This window comes from Pseudomonas parafulva (genome assembly GCF_000800255.1).
GTDB classification, from domain to species: domain Bacteria; phylum Pseudomonadota; class Gammaproteobacteria; order Pseudomonadales; family Pseudomonadaceae; genus Aquipseudomonas; species Aquipseudomonas boreofloridensis.
On sequence record NZ_CP009747.1, the window covers coordinates 4,780,472 to 4,801,376 of the forward strand.

Below are 20,905 nucleotides of genomic sequence, written 5' to 3' on the forward strand. Positions count from 1 at the left end.
AACCTTATGGATTTCACGCCGTTCGGGCGCGCACAACCTGGCAACCTTAGCATGCATGCGAATGATATCTGGAGCATGAGAGAGATTATCAATCCGTCAGACACTTCGTGTATCGAGTAGCGGTACGTGCTTGAGAAAAACCAGGGCCGCATCGCAGCCCTTGCGTCCTCTCAGGCCTCGTGGCACACCCGCCCGTCGACCAGGGTGTAGCGTACCGCGCCCGGCAGGCAGTGGCCGATGAACGGGCAGTTCTCGCCCCGCGAGAACCAGTGTTCGCCAGCGACCGTCGAGGCGTTGGGGTCGAACAGCACCAGGTCGGCGGCGGCACCCACCTTCAGCTCGCCGGCTGGCAGGCGCAGGGCCTGGGCCGGGCCGCTGGACAGGCGTGCCAGCAGGGTCGGCAGGTCGAGCAGGCCGTCTTCCACCAGGGTCATGGCCAGCGGCAGCAGCAGTTCGACGCTGCTGATGCCCGGTTCAGTAGCGCCGAACGGCGCCAGCTTGGCATCACGCTCATGGGGCTGGTGATGGCTGGAAATGGCCTGGATCACCCCGGACTTCACCGCTTCGCGCAGGCCATCGCGGTCGGCGGCGGTGCGCAGCGGTGGTTGCACGTGGTAGAGGCTGGAGAAGTCGCGCAGGGCGTCGTCGGTGAGGATCAACTGGTACAGCGCCACATCGGCGGTGACCGGCAGCCCCAACTGCTGGGCCTGGGCGATCAGGCGCGCGCCACGGGCGCTGGTGATCTGGGTGAAGTGCGCGCGTACGCCGCTCTGCTCGACCAGCAGCAGGTTGCGCGCCAGGGCCACGGTCTCGGCGCTTTCGGGAATGCCTGGCAGGCCGAGGAAGCTCGCCATGGCGCCTTCGTGGGCCAGGCCGCCGGCCGACAGGTCGCGGTCCTGGGAATGGAACACCACGGTCAGGTCGAAGGTGGCGGCATACTCCAGGGCGCGGGCCAGGGTGCGGTTGTTGGGGATTTCCTTGAGGCCGTTGCCGAAGGCCACGCAGCCGGTGTCGCGCAAAGCCACCAGTTCGGCCAGTTGCTCGCCGTCCAGGCCTTTGGTGAGTGCGCCGATCGGGTAGACCTTGCTGTTGCCCGCGTCACGGGCGCGGTCGAGGATCAGCTCGGCCACTGCCGAGGTGTCGAGCACGGGTTTGGTCTGCGGTGGGCAGCACAGACTGGTGACGCCGCCGGCCACCGCCGCGCGGGTTTCGCTGGCGATGTTGCCCTTGCGGCTGAAGCCTGGTTCGCGCAGGGCGACGTCGAGGTCGACCAGGCCGGGCGCGGCCACCAGGCCCTCGGCCTGGAGCGTGCGGCGGGCGCTGAAGCCGGCCGGGGCTGCGCCGATGGCGACGATCCGCCCGCCTTCGAGGTGCAGGTCGCTGACCTGGTCCAGGCCGCTGCTGGGATCGATGACCCGTGCGCCGATGATGCTGATGGTCACAGGGCGTTCTCCTGGTCGAGTTGACGTTGCGCGTTCTGGCCGCTCATGGCCATCGACAGCACGGCCATGCGTACGGCGATGCCGTAGGTGACCTGGTTGAGGATCACCGAATGCTTGCCGTCGGCCACCGCCGATTCGATTTCCACGCCGCGGTTGATCGGGCCTGGGTGCATCACGATGGCGTCCGGCTTGGCCTTGGCCAGGCGCGCGGTGGTCAGGCCGAACAGGCGGTAGAACTCGCCTTCGCTGGGCAGCAGGCCGCCGGCCATGCGCTCGCGTTGCAGGCGCAGCATGATCACCACATCGACGTCCTTGAGCCCCTCGGCCAGGTCGGTGTAGACCTTCACCCCGTACTGCTCGATGCCGATCGGGATCAGGGTCTTCGGCCCGATCACGCGGATGTCCGGGCAGCCCAGGGCCTTGAGCGCGAGCATGTCGGAGCGGGCCACGCGCGAATGCAGGATGTCGCCGACGATGGCCACCGACAGGTTCTCGAAGCTGCCTTTGTGGCGACGGATGGTGAGCATGTCGAGCATGCCCTGGGTGGGGTGCGCATGGCGGCCGTCACCGCCGTTGATCACGGCCACCTCCGGGCAGACGTGCTCGGCGATGAAGTGCGCGGCGCCGGAGTCCGAATGGCGCACGACGAACATGTCGGCGGCCATGGCTTCGAGGTTGCGCAGGGTGTCGAACAGGGTTTCGCCCTTGCTGGTGGACGAGGTGGACACGTTCAGGCTGATGACGTCGGCCGACAGGCGCTGGGCGGCCAGCTCGAAGGTGGTGCGGGTCCGTGTGGAGTTCTCGAAGAACACGTTGCACACGGTCTTGCCGCGCAGCAGCGGGACTTTCTTCACGGCGCGGGCGCCGACTTCGAGGAAGGAGTCGGCGGTGTCGAGGATTTCGGTGAGCAGTTCGCGGGGCAAACCGTCGAGCGAGAGGAAATGGCGTAGCTGGCCCTGGTCGTTGAGCTGCAGCGGGCGCTTGGCGTCGAATGGCGTCATCGCGGGGGACTCTTAAAGGGCGGATGCGGAGGCGAGGTCCTGGCGCTCGAGCGCGAGCGGCGCGGGACCGGTCAATTTTACCCGCTCATGGGCTGCCAGGGACAGCGTCGCGCCCAGTACGTTGGGACGGATCGGCAACTCGCCAGCGTCCAGGTCGAGCAGGCACACCAGGGTCACGCTGGCCGGGCGCCCGTAGTCGAACAGCTCGTTGAGTGCCGCGCGGATGGTGCGACCGCTCATCAGCACGTCATCGACCAGCACCAGGTGCTGGCCTTCGATCTCGAACGGCAGCTCGGAGGGGCGCACTTGCGGGTGCAGGCCGTTCTGGCTGAAATCGTCGCGGTAGAACGACACGTCGAGGGTGCCTAGCGGACTGTGGTCGTCGAGTGCCTCTTGCAGGGCCTGGGCAACCCACACGCCACCGGTGCGGATACCGATGAAGCGGGGCTCGGCGATGGCGCGGCGCGCCAGGTGGGCGCGAAGATCGACGGCCATCTGCCGGATCAGTGCGGCGGGATCGGGTAGGCTCATTGCGTGCTCCTTGGGGCGCCAGCAGGGCCGGCGGCAAAGCGGATGGTCAGGTATTGGCCTCCAGCCAGCCTTGCAGCAGCAGTGCCGCGGCGATGGCGTCGACCGGGTTGTCGCGGTAGCTGCCACGTGGCCCGCCGCGGGCCATTTGCTCGCCCTTGGCTTCGAAGGTGGTCAGGCGTTCGTCGTGGGTGTGTACCGGCAGGTTGTAGCGCCCGTTGAGGCGGCGGGCGAATTTCTCCGCACGCTCGCTCATTTCGCTCGGCGTGCCGTCCATGTTCAGCGGCAGGCCAACGACGATGGCATCGGGTTTCCATTCCGTGATCAGCTTTTCCACCTGGTTCCAGTCCGGCACGCCGTTCTGCGCCTTGAGCGTGCACAGCTCGCGGGCCTGACCGGTGATGACCTGGCCGACGGCGACGCCGATCTGGCGGGTGCCGTAGTCGAAGCCCAGCAGCAGGCGCAGCTCGGCCATCAGGCGTGTCCTGCCTGGCTGGTCAGCAGGGCGAGGTTGATGCCCAGGCTTTGCGCGGCCGCTTGCAGGCGTTGTTCGCAGGCCATGCCGAACAGGATGTTGGCGTCGAACGGGCAGTTGAGCCAGGCGTTGTCGGCCAGCTCTGCCTCCAGCTGTCCGGCTTCCCAGCCGGCGTAGCCCAGGGTGATCAGGCTCTGTTTCGGCCCGACGCCTTCGGCGATGGCGAACAGCACGTCCTGCGAGGTGGACAGCGACACACCTTGCAGCTCGACGGTGGCCTGGTAGCTGCATTCCGGGCTGTGCAGCACGAAGCCGCGGTCGGTTTGCACCGGGCCGCCCTGGTAGATGGGGATCTGCAGGGTGCTGGGTGCGGGCTCCTCGTCCGGGCGCAGTTGCTCGAGGATGTCGGCCAGGTACAGATCCTGCGGGCGGTTGACCACCAGCCCCATGGCACCGTTGGCATTGTGCTCGACGATGTAGGTGAGGGTCTGGGCAAAGTTCGGATCGGCCATGTGCGGCATGGCGATCAGGAACTGGTGCTTGAGGTAGCTGGGGGCGAGGGTTTTCATGAGGGGTAGTGTGGCGTCAGGTGGCGAGGCTGACAAGCTGGCCGTGCGGTGTCCGTACCGGTCAGTTGCTCGACAGCCGGTCGCCACGGGCGAAGCGCCAGGTGCGGATGATCTCCAGGCGGTCGTACTCGGCCAGGTCGCCGGTGAACGGTGCGAACGGTGCGGCCAGGCGCACGATGCGCTGGGCGGCCTGGTCGAGCAGCTTCTGGCCGGACGATTCGAGCACCAGCACCTCGTACAGCGAGCCATCGCGGTTGATCGACACTAGCAGGCGCAGGCTGCCGTATAGCTGCTGACGGCGGGCTTCTTCCGGGTAGTTGAGGTTGCCGATGCGCTCGACTTTCTTGCGCCATTCCTCTTTGTACCAGGCGCCTTTGTCGCGCATGGTCGAGGCGGCGTTCAGGCGATGGATGCGCGGCCGCTTGGCGTACAACTGCTGCTCGTTGGACAGCTCGGCTTCCAGGCTGGCGATCTGGCTCGACAGCTGCGAGCTGTCGAAGGTCGGCGCCGCCTGCGCCGGTTTAGGTTGCGGCTTGCTCTCCTTGGGCGCGGTCTCGGCCTTCTGCGGCTTGCTCGCCTTGGTGGTCACTGCGGTTTTGGCCGGGGGCGGCGGCGTTTCCACGCGGGCGGCCGGCGGCGGGGTGATTTTGTTGACCTTGCTGTCCTGGAACGGCGCCACCTCGGTGGTGGTGGGCACCGCCTTCTTGTCCAGTGTGCCGCTGCCTTGCTGGTTGTCCTGTGCCTGGAAGTCGGCCTTCTCGGGCGCTTTCTCGCTCTTGAAGGTGGCCAGGGTGATGTCCATGGTCTGGCGAATTTCGGCGGGCTTGATGACGTTGAAGCTCACGCCGAGGATCAACGCCAGGTGCACCAACGCCGCCAGGAACAAGGTAAAGCCAAGCCGATCCACCGGGCGTACGCGCGGTGGCAGCAGGTCGGCGGGAATATCGGCGGGCGATGTCATCTTGTGTCCCAGAGAAGCAGCTTCAAGCTTCAAGTTTCAAGCGGCAAGTAGAGGCGATTCGGCGCTGGATCGCGCTTTTTCTTGCCGCTTGTAGCTTACCGCTTGCCGCTGAGCGCCAGCTTAGCGCTGAGCGCTAAGCTGGCGCTCGATGGCGTCCATCAGTTGGCCGCCGATGTCGGTGTTGTAGGCCGCGTCGATTTCGCGGATGCAGGTCGGGCTGGTGACGTTGATTTCGGTCAGCGAGTCGCCGATCACGTCCAGGCCCACGAACAGCAAGCCTTTTTCGCGCAGGGTCGGACCGACCTGGGCGGCGATCCAGCGGTCGCGCTCGGTCAGCGGGCGGGCTTCGCCGCGACCGCCTGCGGCCAGGTTGCCACGGGTTTCGCCGCTGGCCGGGATGCGCGCCAGGCAGTAGGGCACCGGCTCGCCGTCGATCATCAGGATACGCTTGTCGCCATCGACGATCTGCGGCAGGTAGGCCTGCGCCATGATCTGCTGGTGGCCGTGCTGGGTCAGGGTTTCCAGGATCACCGACAGGTTCGGGTCGCCCTGGCGATGGCGGAACACCGACGCCCCGCCCATGCCGTCGAGCGGCTTGAGGATCACGTCGCCGTGGGTGGCGGCGAACTCGCGCAGGATGTCGGCGCGGCGGCTGACCAGCGTCGGCGCCATGCACTGCGGGAACTGCGTGGCGAACAGCTTCTCGTTGCAGTCGCGCAGGCTCTGCGGCTTGTTGACGATCAACACGCCGTCGCGCTCGGCCTGCTCCAGCAGGTAGGTGCTGTAGACGAACTCCATGTCGAACGGCGGATCCTTGCGCATCAGGATCACGTCCAGCTCGCCCAGAGCGCTGTCCTGTTCCTCGCCCAGCTCGAACCAGCGCGTGGCATCGGCGAACACCTTCAGCGGGCGCATGCGCGCGCGCGCCTGCCCGGTGCCCTGGTACAGGTCGCGCTGCTCCATGTAGAACAGGCTCCAGCCGCGCGCCTGCGCCGCCAGCAGCATGGCCAGCGAACTGTCCTTCTTATAGGAAATGGACGCGATGGGGTCCATGACAATCCCGAGGCGAACGCTCATGGGGTAAATCCTCTTGGCGACCTGCGGCCGCGATGGCACGAAAGAAAAGTGGCTCAGGGTGGCGCCGCAAACGCGGCGGGTCAAGGGGCAGGCAGATGCAATGGCCCTGCGGACTGTGTTAAAAAAGCAGCTTCGAGCGTGTAGCGGCAAGCGGCGAATGGACGCGGATCGGCTCGGTCTGCGCTTCTGCTGTGGCTTGCGCGTCTGCACTCACCTGCGCACGGGTAGACGTCTATGGAACAACCTCTGAAGGTGATGGTGATCGACGACTCGCGCACCATCCGCCGGACCGCCCAGACGCTGCTGGGGGAGGTGGGTTGCGAGGTGATCACCGCCAGCGACGGTTTCGATGCCCTGGCCAAGATCGTCGATCATGCGCCGCGGATCATCTTCGTCGATGTGCTGATGCCGCGCCTGGACGGCTACCAGACCTGCGCGATCATCAAGCACAACGCGCTGTTCAAGGACACCCCGGTGGTGTTGCTGTCCTCGCGCGATGGCCTGTTCGACAAGGCCCGTGGGCGGGTGGTCGGCTCCGACCAATTCCTGACCAAACCGTTCACCAAGGAAGAATTGCTCGAAGCGATCCGCGTGCATGTGCCCGGATTCGCCGAACATGCACACCACGCACCCTGACCGCGCCGCGCCGGCGCGGTCTTCATGTTTCTGATGGGGAAACCGCATGGCCCGAGTTCTGATCGTCGACGACTCGCAGACAGAGATGCAAAAACTCACCGGATGGCTGCAACAACACGGTTACGAGGTGCTCAAGGCCGAAACCGGTGCAGACGGCGTGGCCCTGGCGCGCCAGGAAAAACCCGACGCGGTGCTCATGGACATCGTCATGCCGGGCATGAACGGCTTCCAGGCCACCCGGCAGTTGAGCAAAGACCCCGAGACCTGCGCCATTCCGGTGATCATGGTCACCACCAAGGACCAGGACACCGACCGCATCTGGGCCACGCGCCAAGGCGCGCGCGACTTCCTCACCAAACCCGTGGAAGAACACGCGCTGATCGCCAAGCTGGCCGAAGTGCTGGGCACTTGACCACCCGCCCCCAGGGCGCGTCGCTGACCGCGTTCGAGCTGCTGCTGGACATCGACCGCCGTTGCCGCCTGCTGGTGGCCGACCAGCCGCCGCAGGACACGCGCCTGCAGCACTGGAGCGGCATCGGTTTTCGCATCGCCGGGCAGTGGTTCGTCGCGCCCATGGGGGAAATCGCCGAAGTGCTGCGCGAGCCGCGCAGCAGCCGCGTGCCGGGCGTGCAGCCCTGGGTGCGTGGGGTGGCCAACCTGCGCGGCAGATTGCTGCCGGTGATGGACCTGTCGGCCTTTCTTGGCCTCGGCCCGGCAGCGGCGGGCAAGCAGCGGCGGGTGCTGGTGCTGGACCACGACGACCTGTTCGTCGGTCTGCTGGTCGACGAAGTGGTCGGCCTGCAGCATTTCGCCCTCGACAGCCTCGCGCTGTCGCCGCCGCAGCCGCTGATTCGCGCGGCGGCGCCGTTCGTACAGGGGCATTTCCCCCGCGAGCACAACTGGGCGATCTTCAGCCCTTTCGCCCTGGCCCAGGCGCCAGGCTTTCTCGATGTGGCGTTGTGAGGCCCCTGCGACAGTGAACCCTTCGATCCCCAGCAAGCCCACCCCGACCGTCGTTCCGGAAGCGGTGGCCCAGCGTCCGCGCAGCACCGCGCAGATCACCGTGCTGTTCGTGGTGCTGATCCTGTCGATCGTGCTGCTGTTCGCCAACTTCGCCTACCTCAACACCCAGTCCAGCCACGACAAGCAGTACATCGGTCATGCCGGCGAGCTGCGCGTGCTGTCCCAGCGCATCGCCAAGAACGCCACCGAAGCGGCGGCGGGCAAGGCCTTGGCGTTCCGTCTGCTGTCCGATGCACGCAACGACTTCGAGCGGCGCTGGAAGTACCTGCGCGAGGGCGACAAGACCACCGGGCTGCCACCGGCGCCGGCCACCGTGCGCGACGAGATGGACGCAGTGCGCCAGGACTGGGAAAACCTGCGCCGCAACACCGACACCATCCTGGCCAGCGAACAGACCGTGCTGTCGTTGCATCAAGTGGCGGCGACCCTGGCCGAGACCGTGCCGCAGTTGCAGGTCGAGTACGAGAAAGTGGTGGAAATCCTCCTGCAAAGCGGCGCACCGGCCAGTCAGGTGGCCGTGGCCCAGCGCCAGTTGCTGCTGGCCGAGCGGATTCTCGGCTCGGTCAACACCGTGCTTGGCGGCGACGAGGCGGCGGTGCAGGCCGCCGACACCTTCGGCCGCGATGCCAGCCGCTTCGGCCAGGTGCTGCAGGGCATGCTCGACGGCAATGCCGCGATCCAGGTGACCCGCGTCGAAGACCCCGACGCCCGTGCGCGCCTGGCCGAAATCGCCGAGCTGTTCCAGTTCGTCTCCGGTTCGGTGGACGAAATTCTCGAAACCTCCCCAGAGCTGCAGCGCGTGCGCGAGGCGGCGAGCAACATCTTCAGCCTGTCGCAGACCTTGCTCGACGAAGCCTCGCATCTGGCCACCGGCTTCGAGAACCTGGCCGGACGCACCCTGGATACCGTGGGCGGCTACGTGCTGGGCCTGCTGGCGCTGACCTCGATCATCCTCATCGGCCTGGTGATGGTGCGCGCCACCAATCGCCAGTTGCGCGACACGGCGCAGAAGAACGAACGCAACCAGCAGGCGATCATGCGCCTGCTCGACGAGATCGAAGAGCTGGCCGACGGCGACCTGACCGTGAATGTCTCGGTCACCGAAGACTTCACCGGGGCCATCGCCGATTCCATCAACTATTCGGTGGACCAGTTGCGCGACCTGGTGGCGACCATCAACCACAGTGCCGAGCAGGTCGCCGCCGCCGTGCAGGATACCCAGAACACCGCGCGCCAGTTGGCCAAGGCCTCGGAGCACCAGGCCGATCAGATCAGCGAGGCGTCGCTGGCGGTGGGCGACATGGTCGAGTCGATCGACCGCGTGTCGGCCCACGCCTACGAGTCGGCCAAGGTGGCCGAGCGCTCGGTGGCCATCGCCAACAAAGGCAACGAAGTGGTGCACAACACCATCGACGGCATGGACAACATCCGCGAGCAGATCCAGGACACCGCCAAGCGCATCAAGCGCCTGGGCGAGTCGTCCCAGGAGATCGGCGATATCGTCAGCCTGATCGACGACATTGCCGAGCAGACCAACATCCTGGCCCTCAACGCGGCGATCCAGGCGTCGCTGGCGGGCGAGGCCGGTCGCGGTTTTGCGGTGGTCGCCGATGAAGTCCAGCGCCTGGCCGAGCGCTCGTCGTCGGCCACCCGGCAGATCGAGGCGCTGGTGCGCACCATCCAGGCCGACACCAACGAAGCGGTGATCTCCATGGAGCAGACCACCGCCGAAGTGGTGCGCGGCGCGCGCCTGGCCCAGGACGCCGGCGTGGCCCTGGCCGAGATCGAAGGCGTGTCGCAGACCCTGGCCGACCTGATCCACAGCATTTCCGATGCCGCGCAATTGCAGACCTCGTCGGCCGGGCAGATTTCCCACACCATGGCGGTGATCCAGCAGATCACCGCACAGACTTCCCACGGCTCCGGCGCCACCGCCGACAGCATCCGCCACCTGGCGAAGATGGCCAGCGAGATGCGTCGCTCGGTCTCGGGGTTCACCCTGCCGCCGCCGGCCGAGCCGAACTGAGGCGCCGTCGATGGCCATCACCTCCATGAACCCCGCACGCCACGACACCGTCGCCCTGAGCTGGAGCAAGCCGGCCATCGCCGGATGCCTGGCCCAGGCCCGCCAGGCCCTCGAACGCTTCGCCAGCGAACCGGGCGAGCCTGCCCACCTGGCGCCGATGGTGGACAACCTGCACCAGGTCCATGGCTGCCTGGCGCTGCTCGAACTCAAGGGCGCCGCGCGCCTGGCCGAAGAGCTCGAACAGCTCGGGCGGGCGCTGCTCGACGGCCAGGTCAGCCCGCGCGGCGACTGCCTCGGCGCGCTGTTCCGTGGCCTGGAGCAACTGCCGTCCTACCTCGAGCGCCTGCGCGGCCCGCGCCACGACCTGCCGCTGGTGGTGCTGCCGCTGCTCAACCAGTTGCGCCTGTGCCGCGGCGCCGAGGCGCTGGCCCAGGACAGCCTGATGGGCGAGGCCGCGCAGCGCCTGGCTGGGGCCAGTGACCTGGCCAATCTCGACCTGTCGCTGGGCAGTTGGCGCGACCAGTTGCAGGCCGGTCAGGGGCGCGATGCCCTGCGCTCGGTGATCACCGCCCTGTGCGACGACCTGGTGCGCATCAAGGAGCGCCTCGATCCGTTCATGGCCGGTGGCCAAGCCCCGCGCGAGCCGCTGCAACGCTTGCTGGCGCCGCTGCGGCACGTGGCCGACACCCTGGCGGTGCTCGGCTTCCAGCAGCCACGACGCGTGATCATCGATCAGGTGCTGGCGTTGCAGGCGCTGGTCGAGGGTGAGAAGGCGGTCAGCGATGCGCTGCTGATGGATGTAGCCGGCGCCCTGCTGTACGTCGAGGCGACGCTCAACGGTATGGTCGGCGGCCTGGCCGAAGGGCTGGAAGGCGGCATGCCCGGCGCCGAGCTGGGCGAAATCCGCCAGCGGGTGTTCGAAGAATCGCTGTCGGTGCTGCAACAGGCCAAGGACCTGCTGAGCGACTGCCTGGAGTGCGACTGGTCGCGTCAGCGCCTGTTACCGTTGCCGGGCCTGTTGCAGCAAGTACGCGGCGCGCTGGCCATGCTCATGTTGGCGAACGCGTCCGAGTTGTTCGGCCTGTGCGCGGCCCATGTGCAGGACGCGCTGCTGCCGCTGGAACAGGTGCCGCCCGAGGCGCAGCTCACACCGCTGGCCGAGGCCCTGAGTGCGCTGGAGTGTTACCTGCAATGGCAAGTGGCGGACCCGCTGGCCGATGCCGGGCATTTTCTCGATCTGGCCGGCACCCGCCTGGCCTCGTTGGGGCTGCGCGGCAGCGGCGAGACCGAGGCGGGTGAACTGCCCGCCGCACAGGACGGCGTTGACGAGACCCTGCGCGAGGTGTTCCTCGAAGAAGCCGGCGAGCTGCTGCCGGAAATCGAGCGCCAGTGGTTGCGCTGGCGCGCCGACGATCACCCGCGCGAGGCGTTGATCGCCCTGCGCCGCGCCCTGCACACGCTCAAGGGCAGCGGGCGGATGGTCGAGGCGCGGGCCGTGGCCGAACTGGCCTGGGCGGCCGAACATTTGCTCAATCGCGCCCTCGAAGGGCGCGTCGCGCTGGGCGGCGAGGGCCTGGTGGCCTTGCAGCAAGCCTTCGTGCATCTACCCGACCTGCTCGCCGATTTCGCCGTCGGTCAGCCGCCACGCCTGGCGGAGCTTGAGCGGCTGGGCGATCACTTGCATGCCCTGGCGGTGCGCGACAAGCCGCCGCCCAGCACCGTCGAAGGGCTCGACCCGCAGTTGCTGGAGATCTTCCGCAACGAAGCCCAGGGCCACCTGGCCAGCCTCGACGCGTTTCTGCTTGCTGCCCAGGGTCAGGATGCAGCGGTCACCGACGCCCTGCAGCGTGCCCTGCACACGCTCAAGGGCAGCGCGGCCATGGCCGGGGTGATGCCTATCGCCGAGTTGGCCACTGCCTTCGACCGTCTGGCGCGCGAGTACAAAGTGCATCAATTGCCGGTGCAGGTAAGCGATCTGGACGCGCTGACTGCGGCTGGCATGCTGTTCCGGCAGGGCCTGGCGCAGCTCGACAGTGCGCCACTGGCGGCCATCCCCGGCGCCGCCGCCCTGATCGAACAGGTGGGCGAGGCGGTGGATGCGCGCCTGGCTGCATTGCAGCACGAGCCTGCGCACGCGCGCCGCGTACGCCGCGACCCGCAGATCATCGCCAGCTTCCTGGCCCAAGGCATGGACAGCCTGCTCGATGCCGAATCGCTGCTGTCGCGCTGGCAGGAGCACCCTCGCGAGGGCCAGGCGCTGGAGACCTTGCTGGACGAATTGACCACCCTGGGCCACGCCGCCCACTTGGCCGATTTCTGGCAGGTGGACGCGCTCTGCGAAGCCTTGCTCGACCTGTACGGGGCCGTGGAGGAGGGGCGTCTGGTGGCCGATGCGCGCTTTTTCGTCCAGGCGCGCCAGGCCCATGAACGGCTGCTCGACATGTTCGACGAGATCGCCGCCGGGCAGGACATCACGCCAGCCGACGACTGCCAGCACGCCTTGCGCGCGCTGCTCGACGGTGCGCTCGACCCGGCCGCCAGCGGTGTGGTCGGTGCCGACGGCGTGACGCCGCTGGCGGTAGCCGTGGACCTGCCGGAACCGGCGGTGGTGCAACTGTTCCTCGACGAAGCCAGCGACCTCCTCGACAGCGCCCAGCAGGCCCTGCAGCGCTGGCAGCAGGCGCCGGAGGGCGTCTCGGCGTTGTCGGCCCTGCAGCAGGACGTGCAGACCCTGCGCGGCGGCGCGCAACTGGCGGCGATCGGCCCGGTCGAAGTGCTGGCCCAGGAGCTGGCACGGGTCTACGAGGGCCTGGTCGACCGCCGCCTGCGCGCCGACAGCACGCTGGCCGAGTTGCTGCAGCGCAGCCATGCGGCGTTGGCGCAGATGCTCGACGACCTGCGCCAGGGCCAACTGCCCGCCTCGGCGGTGGCGCTGCTGGGAGAACTGCGCGAGTTTCGCCATGCCCCGCCGTCGCAGTTGCCCCTGGACGCGCCGGTCGATGACGAACAGGCACCGGCCGACAAGGAACTGCTGGAGGTTTTCCTCGAGGAAAGCTCCGACATCGTCGAGAGCGCCGCCGCCGCGTTGGCCCGTTGGCAGGCCGACCCGCGCAATCGCGCCGAAGCGGAGAACCTGCTGCGCGACCTGCACACCCTCAAGGGCGGCGCGCGCATGGTGCAGATCGCCGCCATCGGCGATCTGGCCCACGAGCTCGAGTTTCTCTACGAACTGCTCGCCGCCGGTCGCCTACCGCCGACCCCGGCCTTGTTCAGCCTGTTGCAGAACTGCCACGACCGTGTGGCGCAAATGATCGATGCCGTGCGCCTGGGCCAACCGCTGCATGCGGCGACCGCGCTGATCGACTACATCCGCAACTTCTCCAGCGCTGCCCTCACCGACAGCGCAGCGGGCCAGGCGACGGTTCAGGCCGAACCTGCCGAGGCGCCGGCACTGGCACCGGAGCGCACGCCTGCAGACCTGGTCAAGGTCGATGCCGAACTGCTCGACGACCTCGGCAACCTGGCCAGCGAGCACGCGATCATTCGCGGGCGCATCGAGCAGCAGGTCAACGATGCGCAGTTCGCCTTGAGCGAAATGGAAACCACGTTGGAGCGCATGCGCGACCAACTGCTGCGCCTGGACACCGAGACCCAGGGGCGTATGGCCGGTCGCTGGCAGGCCGAGGGCGATGTCTACGATGACTTCGACCCGCTGGAGATGGACCGTCACTCGCAGTTGCAGCAGTTGTCCCAGGCCCTGTTCGAATCGGCCTCCGACCTGCTCGACCTGAAGGAAACCCTGGCGCTCAAGACCCAGGAAGCGCAGGGCCTGTTGCAGCAGCAGGCGCGGATCAACAGCCAGTTGCAGGAGGGCCTGACCGCCACCCTGATGGTGCCCTTCGAGCGCCTGGTGCCGCGCTTGCAGCGCGTGGTGCGACAAGTGGCCAGCGAGCTGGGCAAGCAGGTGGAACTGGTGGTCGGCAATGCCGAGGGCGAGCTTGATCGCAGCGTGCTCGAACGCATGGTTGCGCCGCTGGAGCACATGCTGCGCAACGCCGTGGACCATGGCCTGGAGCCGCGCGAGGTGCGCCTGGCGGCCGGCAAGCCGGAGCAGGGCACCATTCACCTGGACCTGCTCCACGAGGGCGCCGACATCGTCATCGAGATGAGCGACGATGGCGCCGGTGTGCCGCTTGAGGCGGTGCGCAACAAGGCCATCAAGCGCGGCCTGCTGGCGCCACAGGCGCAGTTGAGCGATCACGAGATTTTGCAGTTCATCCTGCGCCCTGGCTTTTCCACCGCCGAGAAGATCACCCAGATTTCCGGTCGCGGCCTGGGCATGGACGTGGTGCATGAAGAGGTCAAGCAGCTCGGCGGCTCGATGAGCATCGAGTCCAGTGCCGGCAAGGGCGCGCGCTTCCAGATCCGTCTGCCGTTCACGGTGTCGCTGAATCGGGCGCTGATGGTGCACCTGGGCGAGGAGCAATACGCGATCCCGCTCAACACCATCGAAGGCATCGTCCGGGTGCCGCCCGCCGAGCTCGAAGCCTGTTACCAGCAGGACCCGCCGCGCTACCGCTACGGTGGGCAGGACTATGCCCTGCGCTATCTCGGTGAGCTGCTCCAGGCGGTCGCGCGTCCGCGACTGTTGGGGCAGCGCGTGCCGTTGCCGGTGCTGCTGGTGCATGCTCAGGAGCAGTCGTTCGCGATCCAGGCCGATGGCCTGTCACCCAGCCGCGAGATCGTGGTCAAGAGCCTGGGGCCGCAGTTCGCTGCGGTGCCGGGGCTGTCGGGCGCGACCTTGCTGGGCGATGGCCGGGTAGTGCTGATTCTCGACGTGCTCGGGCAACTGCGCGGCCAGCAACGCCGTCTGGCACGGCTGCCGTTGGGCGAGGGCGGACGACGCCCGCTGCTGGGCCCGGCGCCGCGACGTCAGTTGCTGGTGATGGTGGTGGACGACTCGGTGACCGTGCGCAAGGTCACCAGCCGCCTGCTCGAGCGGCACGGCATGAGCGTGCTGACCGCCAAGGACGGCGTCGATGCCATGGCGCTGCTGGAGCAGCACCGTCCCGACGTGCTGTTGCTGGACATCGAAATGCCGCGCATGGACGGTTTCGAGGTGGCGACGCGGATCCGCCGCGACAGCCGTCTGAGCGCGCTGCCGATCATCATGATCACCTCGCGCACCGGCCAGAAGCACCGTGAGCGGGCCATGGCCATTGGCGTCAACGAGTACCTCGGCAAGCCGTATCAGGAGTCGCTCCTGCTGCAAAGCATCGCCCACTGGAGCCAGCCCCATGCTTGAACATATCGCCGGCCAGCGCAGCAGCCTGACCGGGCTGCTGCTGCCTTTGGGCGACCGCACCCTGGTGCTGCCCAACGTCGCCGTTGCCGAACTGATCGGCGAGCGTGCCTGGGTGTGCGAGCGCTTCGCGTTGAACTGGCACATGGGCTGGCTCGACTGGCGCCAGCAGCGCCTGCCGCTGATCGGCTTCGAGGCCGCCTGCGGCGGGCAGACCCCGTGCGGCGAGCGGGCGCGCATCGTGGTGCTCAACGCCCTGGGCGATACCGGCCTGCGCTACCTGGCGCTGCTGCTGCAGGGTATTCCTCGCTCGTGCAAGCTCGACAGCCAGCTCAACTATGTGGACGTGCCCCTGGGGCCGTTCGAGCTGGCGGCGGTGCAGGTGGGCGAGCAAGTGGCCCACGTTCCCGACCTCGCGGCGCTGGAGCGTCTGGTGCGTGACGCCGATCTGCAACCTGGGGCGGGGTAGAGTTGTCGTTTTACCGGTCTGGTCGCGGGTTGCCCGCGATCTGGCGGCATGGTCTTCAGACCGGAACCCCGTCTTTTTCAAAAGGTCTCTGTCTGCATGTATTACGGTGAACGCTTCAATGCTTGGACTCACCTGTTCGGCGCCTTGCTGGCGGCGGTCGGTGCCATTTGGCTGGTGGTCATCGCGGGGTTGCAGGGCGACCCGTGGAAGATCGTCAGCTTTTCGATCTACGGTTTCACCCTGCTGTTGCTCTACAGCATCTCCACGCTCTACCACAGCACCCGTGGGCGGACGAAGGTGATCATGCGCAAGCTCGATCATCTGTCGATCTATTTGCTGATTGCCGGCAGCTACACGCCGTTCTGCCTGGTCAGCCTGCGCGGGCCGTGGGGCTGGAGCTTGTTCGGGGTGGTCTGGGGGCTGGCACTGATCGGCATGCTGCAGGAGATCAAGCCGCGTTCCGAGGCGCGCATCCTGTCGATCATCATCTACGCGGTCATGGGCTGGATCGTGCTGGTGGCGGTCGATCCCTTGCTGCGTCAGTTGGGTACCGCTGGCTTCACCTGGCTGGCGGCCGGCGGCGTGTTGTACACCGTCGGCATCATTTTCTTCGCCTTCGACAGCCGCTTCCGTCACTGGCACGGCATCTGGCACCTGTTCGTCATCGCCGGCAGCCTGATGCACTTCGTCGCGGTGTCGCTCTACGTGGCCTGAGCGGCTTTAGGCTCTGTCTGAAAAGCCCTGATACTTGGTGATCCTGCGTTGAAAACAGCCTCGGAATGCTCATTTACAACCAGTAAACTCCGCTTCCTCGGCTGTTTTCGCCTTGTCTCCCCGGCGTTTCAGAACTTTTCAGACAGAGCCTAGAAGTCGCCCCACAGCTGCTGTGCCACCGACAGCGCCACCACCGGCGCAGTTTCGGTGCGCAGCACGCGCGGGCCGAGGCGGGCAGCCTGGAAACCGGCGGCGTTGGCCTGCTCCACTTCCAGCTCGCTCAGGCCGCCCTCGGGACCGATCAAAAAGGCCAGGCGTGCGGGTTTGGCATGGCTGACCAGCGGCTCGGCCACCGGGTGCAGCACCAGCTTCAGGTCGGCGTCGGTCGCTTTCAGCCACTCGGCCAGGGTCACCGGTGCATGGATCGTCGGCAGGCTGGAGCGGCCACATTGCTCGCAGGCGCTGATCGCCACCTGCCGCCAGTGGGCCAGGCGCTTGTCGGCGCGCTCGTCCTTCAGGCGCACTTCGCAGCGTTCGCTGACGATCGGGGTGATGGCGTTGACGCCCAGCTCGGTAGCCTTCTGGATCGCCCAGTCCATGCGCTCGCCGCGCGACAGGCCTTGCCCCAGGTGGATGTGCAGCGGTGAGTCCGGCTGACCGGCCAGGGCCTGGTCGAGGCCGACCCGCACGGATTTCTTGCCCACTTCGAGCAACTGGCCGAGGTACTCCTGGCCGCTGCCGTCGAACAACTGCACGGCGTCACCCGTGCTCATGCGCAGCACGCGACCGATGTAATGGGCCTGGGCTTCGGGGAGTTCGTGCTCGCCGAGGCTCAGGGGGGCGTCGATGAAGAAGCGGGACAGTCTCATGGTTTGGCTCGAAAGGGGCGTGGGCATCATCCTCTGTCGGCGCGGCGAACTGCCATGCCGACAGGGTCTGGCGGTGGGCTCGAGGGGTTAGCCCGGATCGCGGAAGTCCGGGTGAAAATCAGCGGGCACGGCCACGCTGACCCGATCACGGGTAGCGATATCGATGCCTTCGCTGGCCACCTCGGCGAGGAAGTCGATCTGCTCCGGGGTGATCACGTACGGCGGCAGGAAGTACACCACACTGCCCAGCGGGCGCAGCAGGGCGCCACGGCTCAGGGCGTGCTCGAACACCTTCAGCCCGCGACGCTCCTGCCAGGGATAGGCGACCTTGCCGGCCTTGTCCTTGACCATCTCGATGGCCAGGGCCATGCCGGTTTGACGGACCTCGGCCACGTGCGGGTGATCGACCAGGTGCGCGGTGGCGCTGGCCATGCGCGCCGAAAGCGCTTTGTTGGCCTCGATCACTTGGTCCTGCTCGAAGATGTCCAGCGTGGCCAAGGCCGCCGCGCAGGCCAGCGGGTTGCCGGTGTAGCTGTGCGAGTGGAGGAAGGCGCGCAGGGTCGGGTAGTCGTCGTAGAACGCCTGGTACACGTCATCGGTGGTCAGGCAGGCGGCCAGCGGCAGGTAGCCGCCGGTCAGGGCCTTGGACAGGCAGAGGAAGTCCGGGCGGATGCCGGCCTGCTCGCAGGCGAACATCGTGCCGGTGCGGCCGAAGCCCACGGCGATTTCGTCGTGGATCAGGTGCACGCCGTAGCGATCGCACGCCTCGCGCAGCAGCTTCAGGTACACCGGATGGTACATGCGCATGCCGCCGGCGCCCTGGATCAGCGGCTCGACGATCACCGCGGCGACGCTGGCATGGTGCTCGGCCAGGGTCTGCTCCATCACCGCGAACAGGTTGCGCGAGTGCTCCTCCCAGCCCATGCCTTCCGGGCGCAGGTAGCAGTCCGGGCTGGGCACCTTGAGGGTGTCGAGCAGCAGCGCCTTGTAGGTTTCGGTGAACAGCGGCACATCGCCCACCGACATCGCGGCGATGGTCTCGCCGTGGTAGCTGTTGGTCAGGGTGACGAAGCGCTTCTTGTCCGGCTGGCCCTTGTTCTGCCAGTAGTGGAAGCTCATCTTCAGCGCCACTTCGATGCACGACGAGCCGTTGTCGGCGTAGAACACCCGGTCCAGACCAGCCGGGGTCATGGCCACCAGGCGTTCGGACAACTCGATCACCGGCTGGTGGCTGAAGCCTGCGAGGATCACGTGTTCGAGCTGGTCGACCTGGTCCTTGATGCGCTGGTTGATGCGCGGATTGGCGTGACCGAACACATTGACCCACCAGGAGCTGACCGCATCCAGGTAGCGCTTGCCTTCGAAGTCCTCCAGCCACACGCCTTCGCCGCGACGAATCGGTATCAGCGGCAGGTGCTCGTGGTCTTTCATCTGGGTGCAGGGGTGCCACAGGACCTTGAGGTCGCGCTGCATCCACTGTTGATTCAGGCCCATGGGCAAATCTCCTGGCGGGGGCATTTAGGCTCTGTCTGAACGGCATCGACTCGCCCATACGGCGTTGAAACGGGGCTCGCGTGCGCGTGTGCTCCCCGCTACAGATGCTTTCCAGACAGACCCTGGGACGGCGTAAGCCTAAGCAAAGGCACCTGTGGCGACAACCTTGGATTGCCTGGCGCCCTGGTCTGGCTCACGTCATAGCGCCGCGCTGGCGGCGCCGAGGGCTCCTGACGTATTCTTCACGCGCCTCCCGGGGAATCCCTCCCTACTTACATTTCGCTTCTGATCCGGAGTTCGCCGACATGGCTGCTGCTTGGGTGCGCCTGTGCGCATTGGTGTTGATAGGTGCATCCAGCGCGACTGCGCTGGCGAAGGACAAAACGCCCTCGGCCATCGTGGTCGGTGGCGGCATGGCGGGCCTGACGGCCGCCTACGAGCTGCAGGCCAAGGGCTGGCAGGTGACGTTGCTTGAGGCCAAGGACAGCATGGGCGGGCGCTCGGGGCTGGCGACCAGTGAATGGATCGGCAACGACAAGGCGCAGCCGGTGCTCAATCAGTACCTGCAACGCTTCAAGCTCGATACGCTGCCGGCGCCAGAGTTCGTGCGTACCCCCGGCTACCTGATCGACGGCGAGTATTTCAGCGCTGCCGACCTGGCCATCAAGCAGCCCGCCACGGCCGACGCGATCAAGCGCTACGAGAAGACCCTCGACGACCTCGCCCGCTCCATCGACGACCCGCTCAACCCTGCGGCCAGCAGCACGCTGTTCGCCCTCGACCAGATCAACGTGTCGGCCTGGCTCGACAAGCTGCAACTGCCCGCCACTGCGCGTCAGTTGATCAATCAGGAAATCCGCACCCGTTACGACGAGCCTTCGCGCCTGTCGCTGCTGTACTTCGCCCAGCAGGCGCGGGTGTACCGGGGTGTCGGTGATCGTGACCTGCGTGCGGCGCGCTTGCCCGGCGGCAGCCCGGTGCTGGCCCAGGCCTTCGTCAAGCAGCTCAAGACCCTCAAGACCCATTCGCCGGTCACTGCCATCGTCCAGGACAAGGACGGCGTGACGGTGAAGGTCGGTGCCGTCGGCTATCAGGCCGACTACCTGGTACTGGCCGTGCCGCTGCGGGCGCTGGCGAAGATCCAGATGACCCCAGGCCTGGACGCCCAGCACATGGCTGCGCTCAAGGGCACCAACTATGGCTGGCGCGACCAGTTGCTGCTCAAGTTCAAGAATCCGGTGTGGGAAAGCCGCGCGCGGATGTCGGGCGAGATCTTCAGCAACGCCGGTCTCGGCATGCTGTGGGTCGAGCCGGCGCTCAAGGGCGGGGCGAACCTGGTGATCAACCTGTCCGGCGATAACGCGCGCCTGCTGCAGGCCTTCGGCGACAAGCAGATGGTCGATCAGGTGCTGATCCGCCTGCACGCCTTCTATCCGGAGGCCCGTGGCGCGTTCACCGGCTATGAGGTCAAGCGCTACAGCGCCGACCCGGGCACCGGTGGCGCCTACCTGGCCTACGGCCCGGGACAGATCAGCAAGTACTGGCGTCTGTGGGAACGTCCAATGCAGCGGGTCACCTTTGCCGGTGAGCACACCGACGCGCTGTATCCGGGCACGTTGGAAGGCGCGCTGCGCAGCGGCCAGCGTGCGGCAGGTCAGGTCGAGGACCTGGCGGCGGGCAAGTCGTTCGACCCGGTGGCCAAGGCCGCGCCGGTCGCGGCTGCAGCCGGAGCAGCGGCCGCTGGCGCTGTGGCTGCGAAAGAAAAACCGGGCTTCTTCTCCGGGCTGTTCGGCGGTGGCGACAAGCCGGCTGCCAAGCCTGAACCGAGCGCCAAGCCTGCGCCAGAGGCTGCGCCGGCCAAGGAAAAGCCGGGCTTCTTCTCGCGCCTGTTCGGTGCTGACGAGACGCCTGCCGCGCAGCCGCAACCGGCCGTCAAGGCCGCTGAGCCGGCTGTGACGGCTCCTTCAGCACCGGCTGCCGAACCCGTTGCCCCGGCCGCTGCGGCTGCCGCGCCTGCGGTGAAGCCGGAGCCGGTCAAGGCAACCAGCAAACCCGCTGCCGCCAAGCCGGCACCGGCCAAGGCCGCCGTGAAGCACGCGCCGGCCCACAAGCCTGCCGCCAAGCAACCCAGCAAGGCCGAGGCGGCGAAGAAGAAGGCGCCGAGCAAAACCGAGCCGGTGAAGAAGCAGCCTGCTGCTAACACCGCTACCCAAGCCAACTGACGCCAACGTCGTCCAGGGGCTCCGACGAGACACGCTCGTCGGGGCTTCGGGGGGTGGACTGAATCGTTCGCGTTAATGTTTCCTTAATAGGCTGATT

General features: G+C 67.1%; 17 protein-coding genes. 8 read left to right on the forward strand and 9 right to left on the reverse strand.

What is annotated here, in order from left to right; all coding sequences use genetic code 11:
• Window positions 1-170 precede the first annotated feature (170 nt).
• The 7 genes from NJ69_RS20860 to gshB all read right to left on the reverse strand — a co-directional run bounded on the left by NJ69_RS20860 (window position 171) and on the right by gshB (window position 6,053).
• Window positions 171-1,442, reverse strand: a complete 1,272-nt coding sequence (locus NJ69_RS20860; protein WP_039582743.1) for a dihydroorotase — start codon at window positions 1,440-1,442, stop codon at window positions 171-173.
• A complete protein-coding gene (locus tag NJ69_RS20865; protein WP_029614263.1) occupies window positions 1,439-2,443 on the reverse strand; it encodes an aspartate carbamoyltransferase catalytic subunit in 1,005 nt (334 codons plus the stop codon). The genes NJ69_RS20860 and NJ69_RS20865 overlap by 4 nt, the downstream gene beginning before the upstream one ends.
• Window positions 2,444-2,455: 12 nt before the next feature.
• Window positions 2,456-2,974: a bifunctional pyr operon transcriptional regulator/uracil phosphoribosyltransferase PyrR gene (gene pyrR, locus NJ69_RS20870; protein ID WP_039582744.1), complete on the reverse strand. Its 519-nt coding sequence runs from the start codon at window positions 2,972-2,974 to the stop codon at window positions 2,456-2,458.
• Window positions 2,975-3,020: 46 nt separating this feature from the next.
• Window positions 3,021-3,446: a Holliday junction resolvase RuvX gene (ruvX, locus tag NJ69_RS20875; protein WP_029614262.1), complete on the reverse strand. Its 426-nt coding sequence runs from the start codon at window positions 3,444-3,446 to the stop codon at window positions 3,021-3,023.
• Window positions 3,446-4,015: a YqgE/AlgH family protein gene (locus tag NJ69_RS20880; protein ID WP_039582746.1), complete on the reverse strand. Its 570-nt coding sequence runs from the start codon at window positions 4,013-4,015 to the stop codon at window positions 3,446-3,448. Before NJ69_RS20880 ends, ruvX begins: the two co-directional genes overlap by 1 nt.
• Before the next feature lie 61 nt (window positions 4,016-4,076).
• Window positions 4,077-4,976 (reverse strand): energy transducer TonB, encoded by a 900-nt coding sequence (locus tag NJ69_RS20885; RefSeq protein WP_039582747.1) that lies wholly within the window; start codon window positions 4,974-4,976, stop codon window positions 4,077-4,079.
• A 120-nt stretch (window positions 4,977-5,096) separates the two neighbouring features.
• Window positions 5,097-6,053: a glutathione synthase gene (gshB, locus tag NJ69_RS20890; RefSeq protein WP_029614260.1), complete on the reverse strand. Its 957-nt coding sequence runs from the start codon at window positions 6,051-6,053 to the stop codon at window positions 5,097-5,099.
• Between the two features lie 234 nt (window positions 6,054-6,287).
• Between gshB and NJ69_RS20895 the strand changes: the two genes are divergently transcribed.
• From NJ69_RS20895 to trhA, 7 genes are all read left to right on the forward strand, one after another.
• Window positions 6,288-6,689: a response regulator gene (locus NJ69_RS20895; protein WP_029614259.1), complete on the forward strand. Its 402-nt coding sequence runs from the start codon at window positions 6,288-6,290 to the stop codon at window positions 6,687-6,689.
• A 46-nt stretch (window positions 6,690-6,735) separates the two neighbouring features.
• On the forward strand, window positions 6,736-7,101 hold the full coding sequence (pilH, locus tag NJ69_RS20900) for a twitching motility response regulator PilH (RefSeq protein WP_029614258.1): 366 nt from the start codon (window positions 6,736-6,738) through the stop codon (window positions 7,099-7,101).
• Entirely contained in the window at window positions 7,098-7,652 is a 555-nt protein-coding gene (locus NJ69_RS20905; protein WP_039582750.1) for a chemotaxis protein CheW, read from the forward strand. The genes pilH and NJ69_RS20905 overlap by 4 nt, the downstream gene beginning before the upstream one ends.
• Window positions 7,653-7,716: 64 nt before the next feature.
• On the forward strand, window positions 7,717-9,738 hold the full coding sequence (locus NJ69_RS20910; RefSeq protein WP_052192244.1) for a methyl-accepting chemotaxis protein: 2,022 nt from the start codon (window positions 7,717-7,719) through the stop codon (window positions 9,736-9,738).
• A gap of 10 nt (window positions 9,739-9,748) precedes the next feature.
• A complete protein-coding gene (locus NJ69_RS20915) occupies window positions 9,749-15,043 on the forward strand; it encodes a hybrid sensor histidine kinase/response regulator (RefSeq protein ID WP_245219487.1) in 5,295 nt (1,764 codons plus the stop codon).
• Entirely contained in the window at window positions 15,036-15,509 is a 474-nt protein-coding gene (locus NJ69_RS20920; RefSeq protein ID WP_039582751.1) for a chemotaxis protein CheW, read from the forward strand. The genes NJ69_RS20915 and NJ69_RS20920 overlap by 8 nt, the downstream gene beginning before the upstream one ends.
• Window positions 15,510-15,605: 96 nt before the next feature.
• Window positions 15,606-16,223: a PAQR family membrane homeostasis protein TrhA gene (trhA, locus tag NJ69_RS20925; RefSeq protein WP_029614549.1), complete on the forward strand. Its 618-nt coding sequence runs from the start codon at window positions 15,606-15,608 to the stop codon at window positions 16,221-16,223.
• A 149-nt stretch (window positions 16,224-16,372) separates the two neighbouring features.
• On the opposite strand, the gene NJ69_RS20930 is transcribed toward trhA, so the two are convergent.
• Entirely contained in the window at window positions 16,373-17,092 is a 720-nt protein-coding gene (locus NJ69_RS20930; protein ID WP_039582753.1) for a 16S rRNA (uracil(1498)-N(3))-methyltransferase, read from the reverse strand.
• Window positions 17,093-17,179: 87 nt separating this feature from the next.
• Complete coding sequence (locus NJ69_RS20935; RefSeq protein WP_039582754.1) at window positions 17,180-18,586, reverse strand: adenosylmethionine--8-amino-7-oxononanoate transaminase; 1,407 nt, start codon at window positions 18,584-18,586, stop codon at window positions 17,180-17,182.
• Between the two features lie 305 nt (window positions 18,587-18,891).
• On the opposite strand from NJ69_RS20935, the gene NJ69_RS20940 reads away from it, so the two are divergent.
• On the forward strand, window positions 18,892-20,808 hold the full coding sequence (locus tag NJ69_RS20940) for a flavin monoamine oxidase family protein (protein WP_039582756.1): 1,917 nt from the start codon (window positions 18,892-18,894) through the stop codon (window positions 20,806-20,808).
• Window positions 20,809-20,905: the final 97 nt, after the last annotated feature.

Coding starts and splice junctions, on each gene's coding strand:
- NJ69_RS20865 (WP_029614263.1), bottom strand. CDS start 2,443: ATGACGCCATTCGACGCCAAGCGCCCGCTGCAGCTCAACGACCAGGGC.
- pyrR (WP_039582744.1), bottom strand. CDS start 2,974: ATGAGCCTACCCGATCCCGCCGCACTGATCCGGCAGATGGCCGTCGAT.
- ruvX (WP_029614262.1), bottom strand. CDS start 3,446: ATGGCCGAGCTGCGCCTGCTGCTGGGCTTCGACTACGGCACCCGCCAG.
- NJ69_RS20880 (WP_039582746.1), bottom strand. CDS start 4,015: ATGAAAACCCTCGCCCCCAGCTACCTCAAGCACCAGTTCCTGATCGCC.
- NJ69_RS20885 (WP_039582747.1), bottom strand. CDS start 4,976: ATGACATCGCCCGCCGATATTCCCGCCGACCTGCTGCCACCGCGCGTA.
- gshB (WP_029614260.1), bottom strand. CDS start 6,053: ATGAGCGTTCGCCTCGGGATTGTCATGGACCCCATCGCGTCCATTTCC.
- NJ69_RS20895 (WP_029614259.1), top strand. CDS start 6,288: ATGGAACAACCTCTGAAGGTGATGGTGATCGACGACTCGCGCACCATC.
- pilH (WP_029614258.1), top strand. CDS start 6,736: ATGGCCCGAGTTCTGATCGTCGACGACTCGCAGACAGAGATGCAAAAA.
- NJ69_RS20915 (WP_245219487.1), top strand. CDS start 9,749: ATGGCCATCACCTCCATGAACCCCGCACGCCACGACACCGTCGCCCTG.
- NJ69_RS20920 (WP_039582751.1), top strand. CDS start 15,036: ATGCTTGAACATATCGCCGGCCAGCGCAGCAGCCTGACCGGGCTGCTG.
- trhA (WP_029614549.1), top strand. CDS start 15,606: ATGTATTACGGTGAACGCTTCAATGCTTGGACTCACCTGTTCGGCGCC.
- NJ69_RS20930 (WP_039582753.1), bottom strand. CDS start 17,092: ATGAGACTGTCCCGCTTCTTCATCGACGCCCCCCTGAGCCTCGGCGAG.
- NJ69_RS20935 (WP_039582754.1), bottom strand. CDS start 18,586: ATGGGCCTGAATCAACAGTGGATGCAGCGCGACCTCAAGGTCCTGTGG.
- NJ69_RS20940 (WP_039582756.1), top strand. CDS start 18,892: ATGGCTGCTGCTTGGGTGCGCCTGTGCGCATTGGTGTTGATAGGTGCA.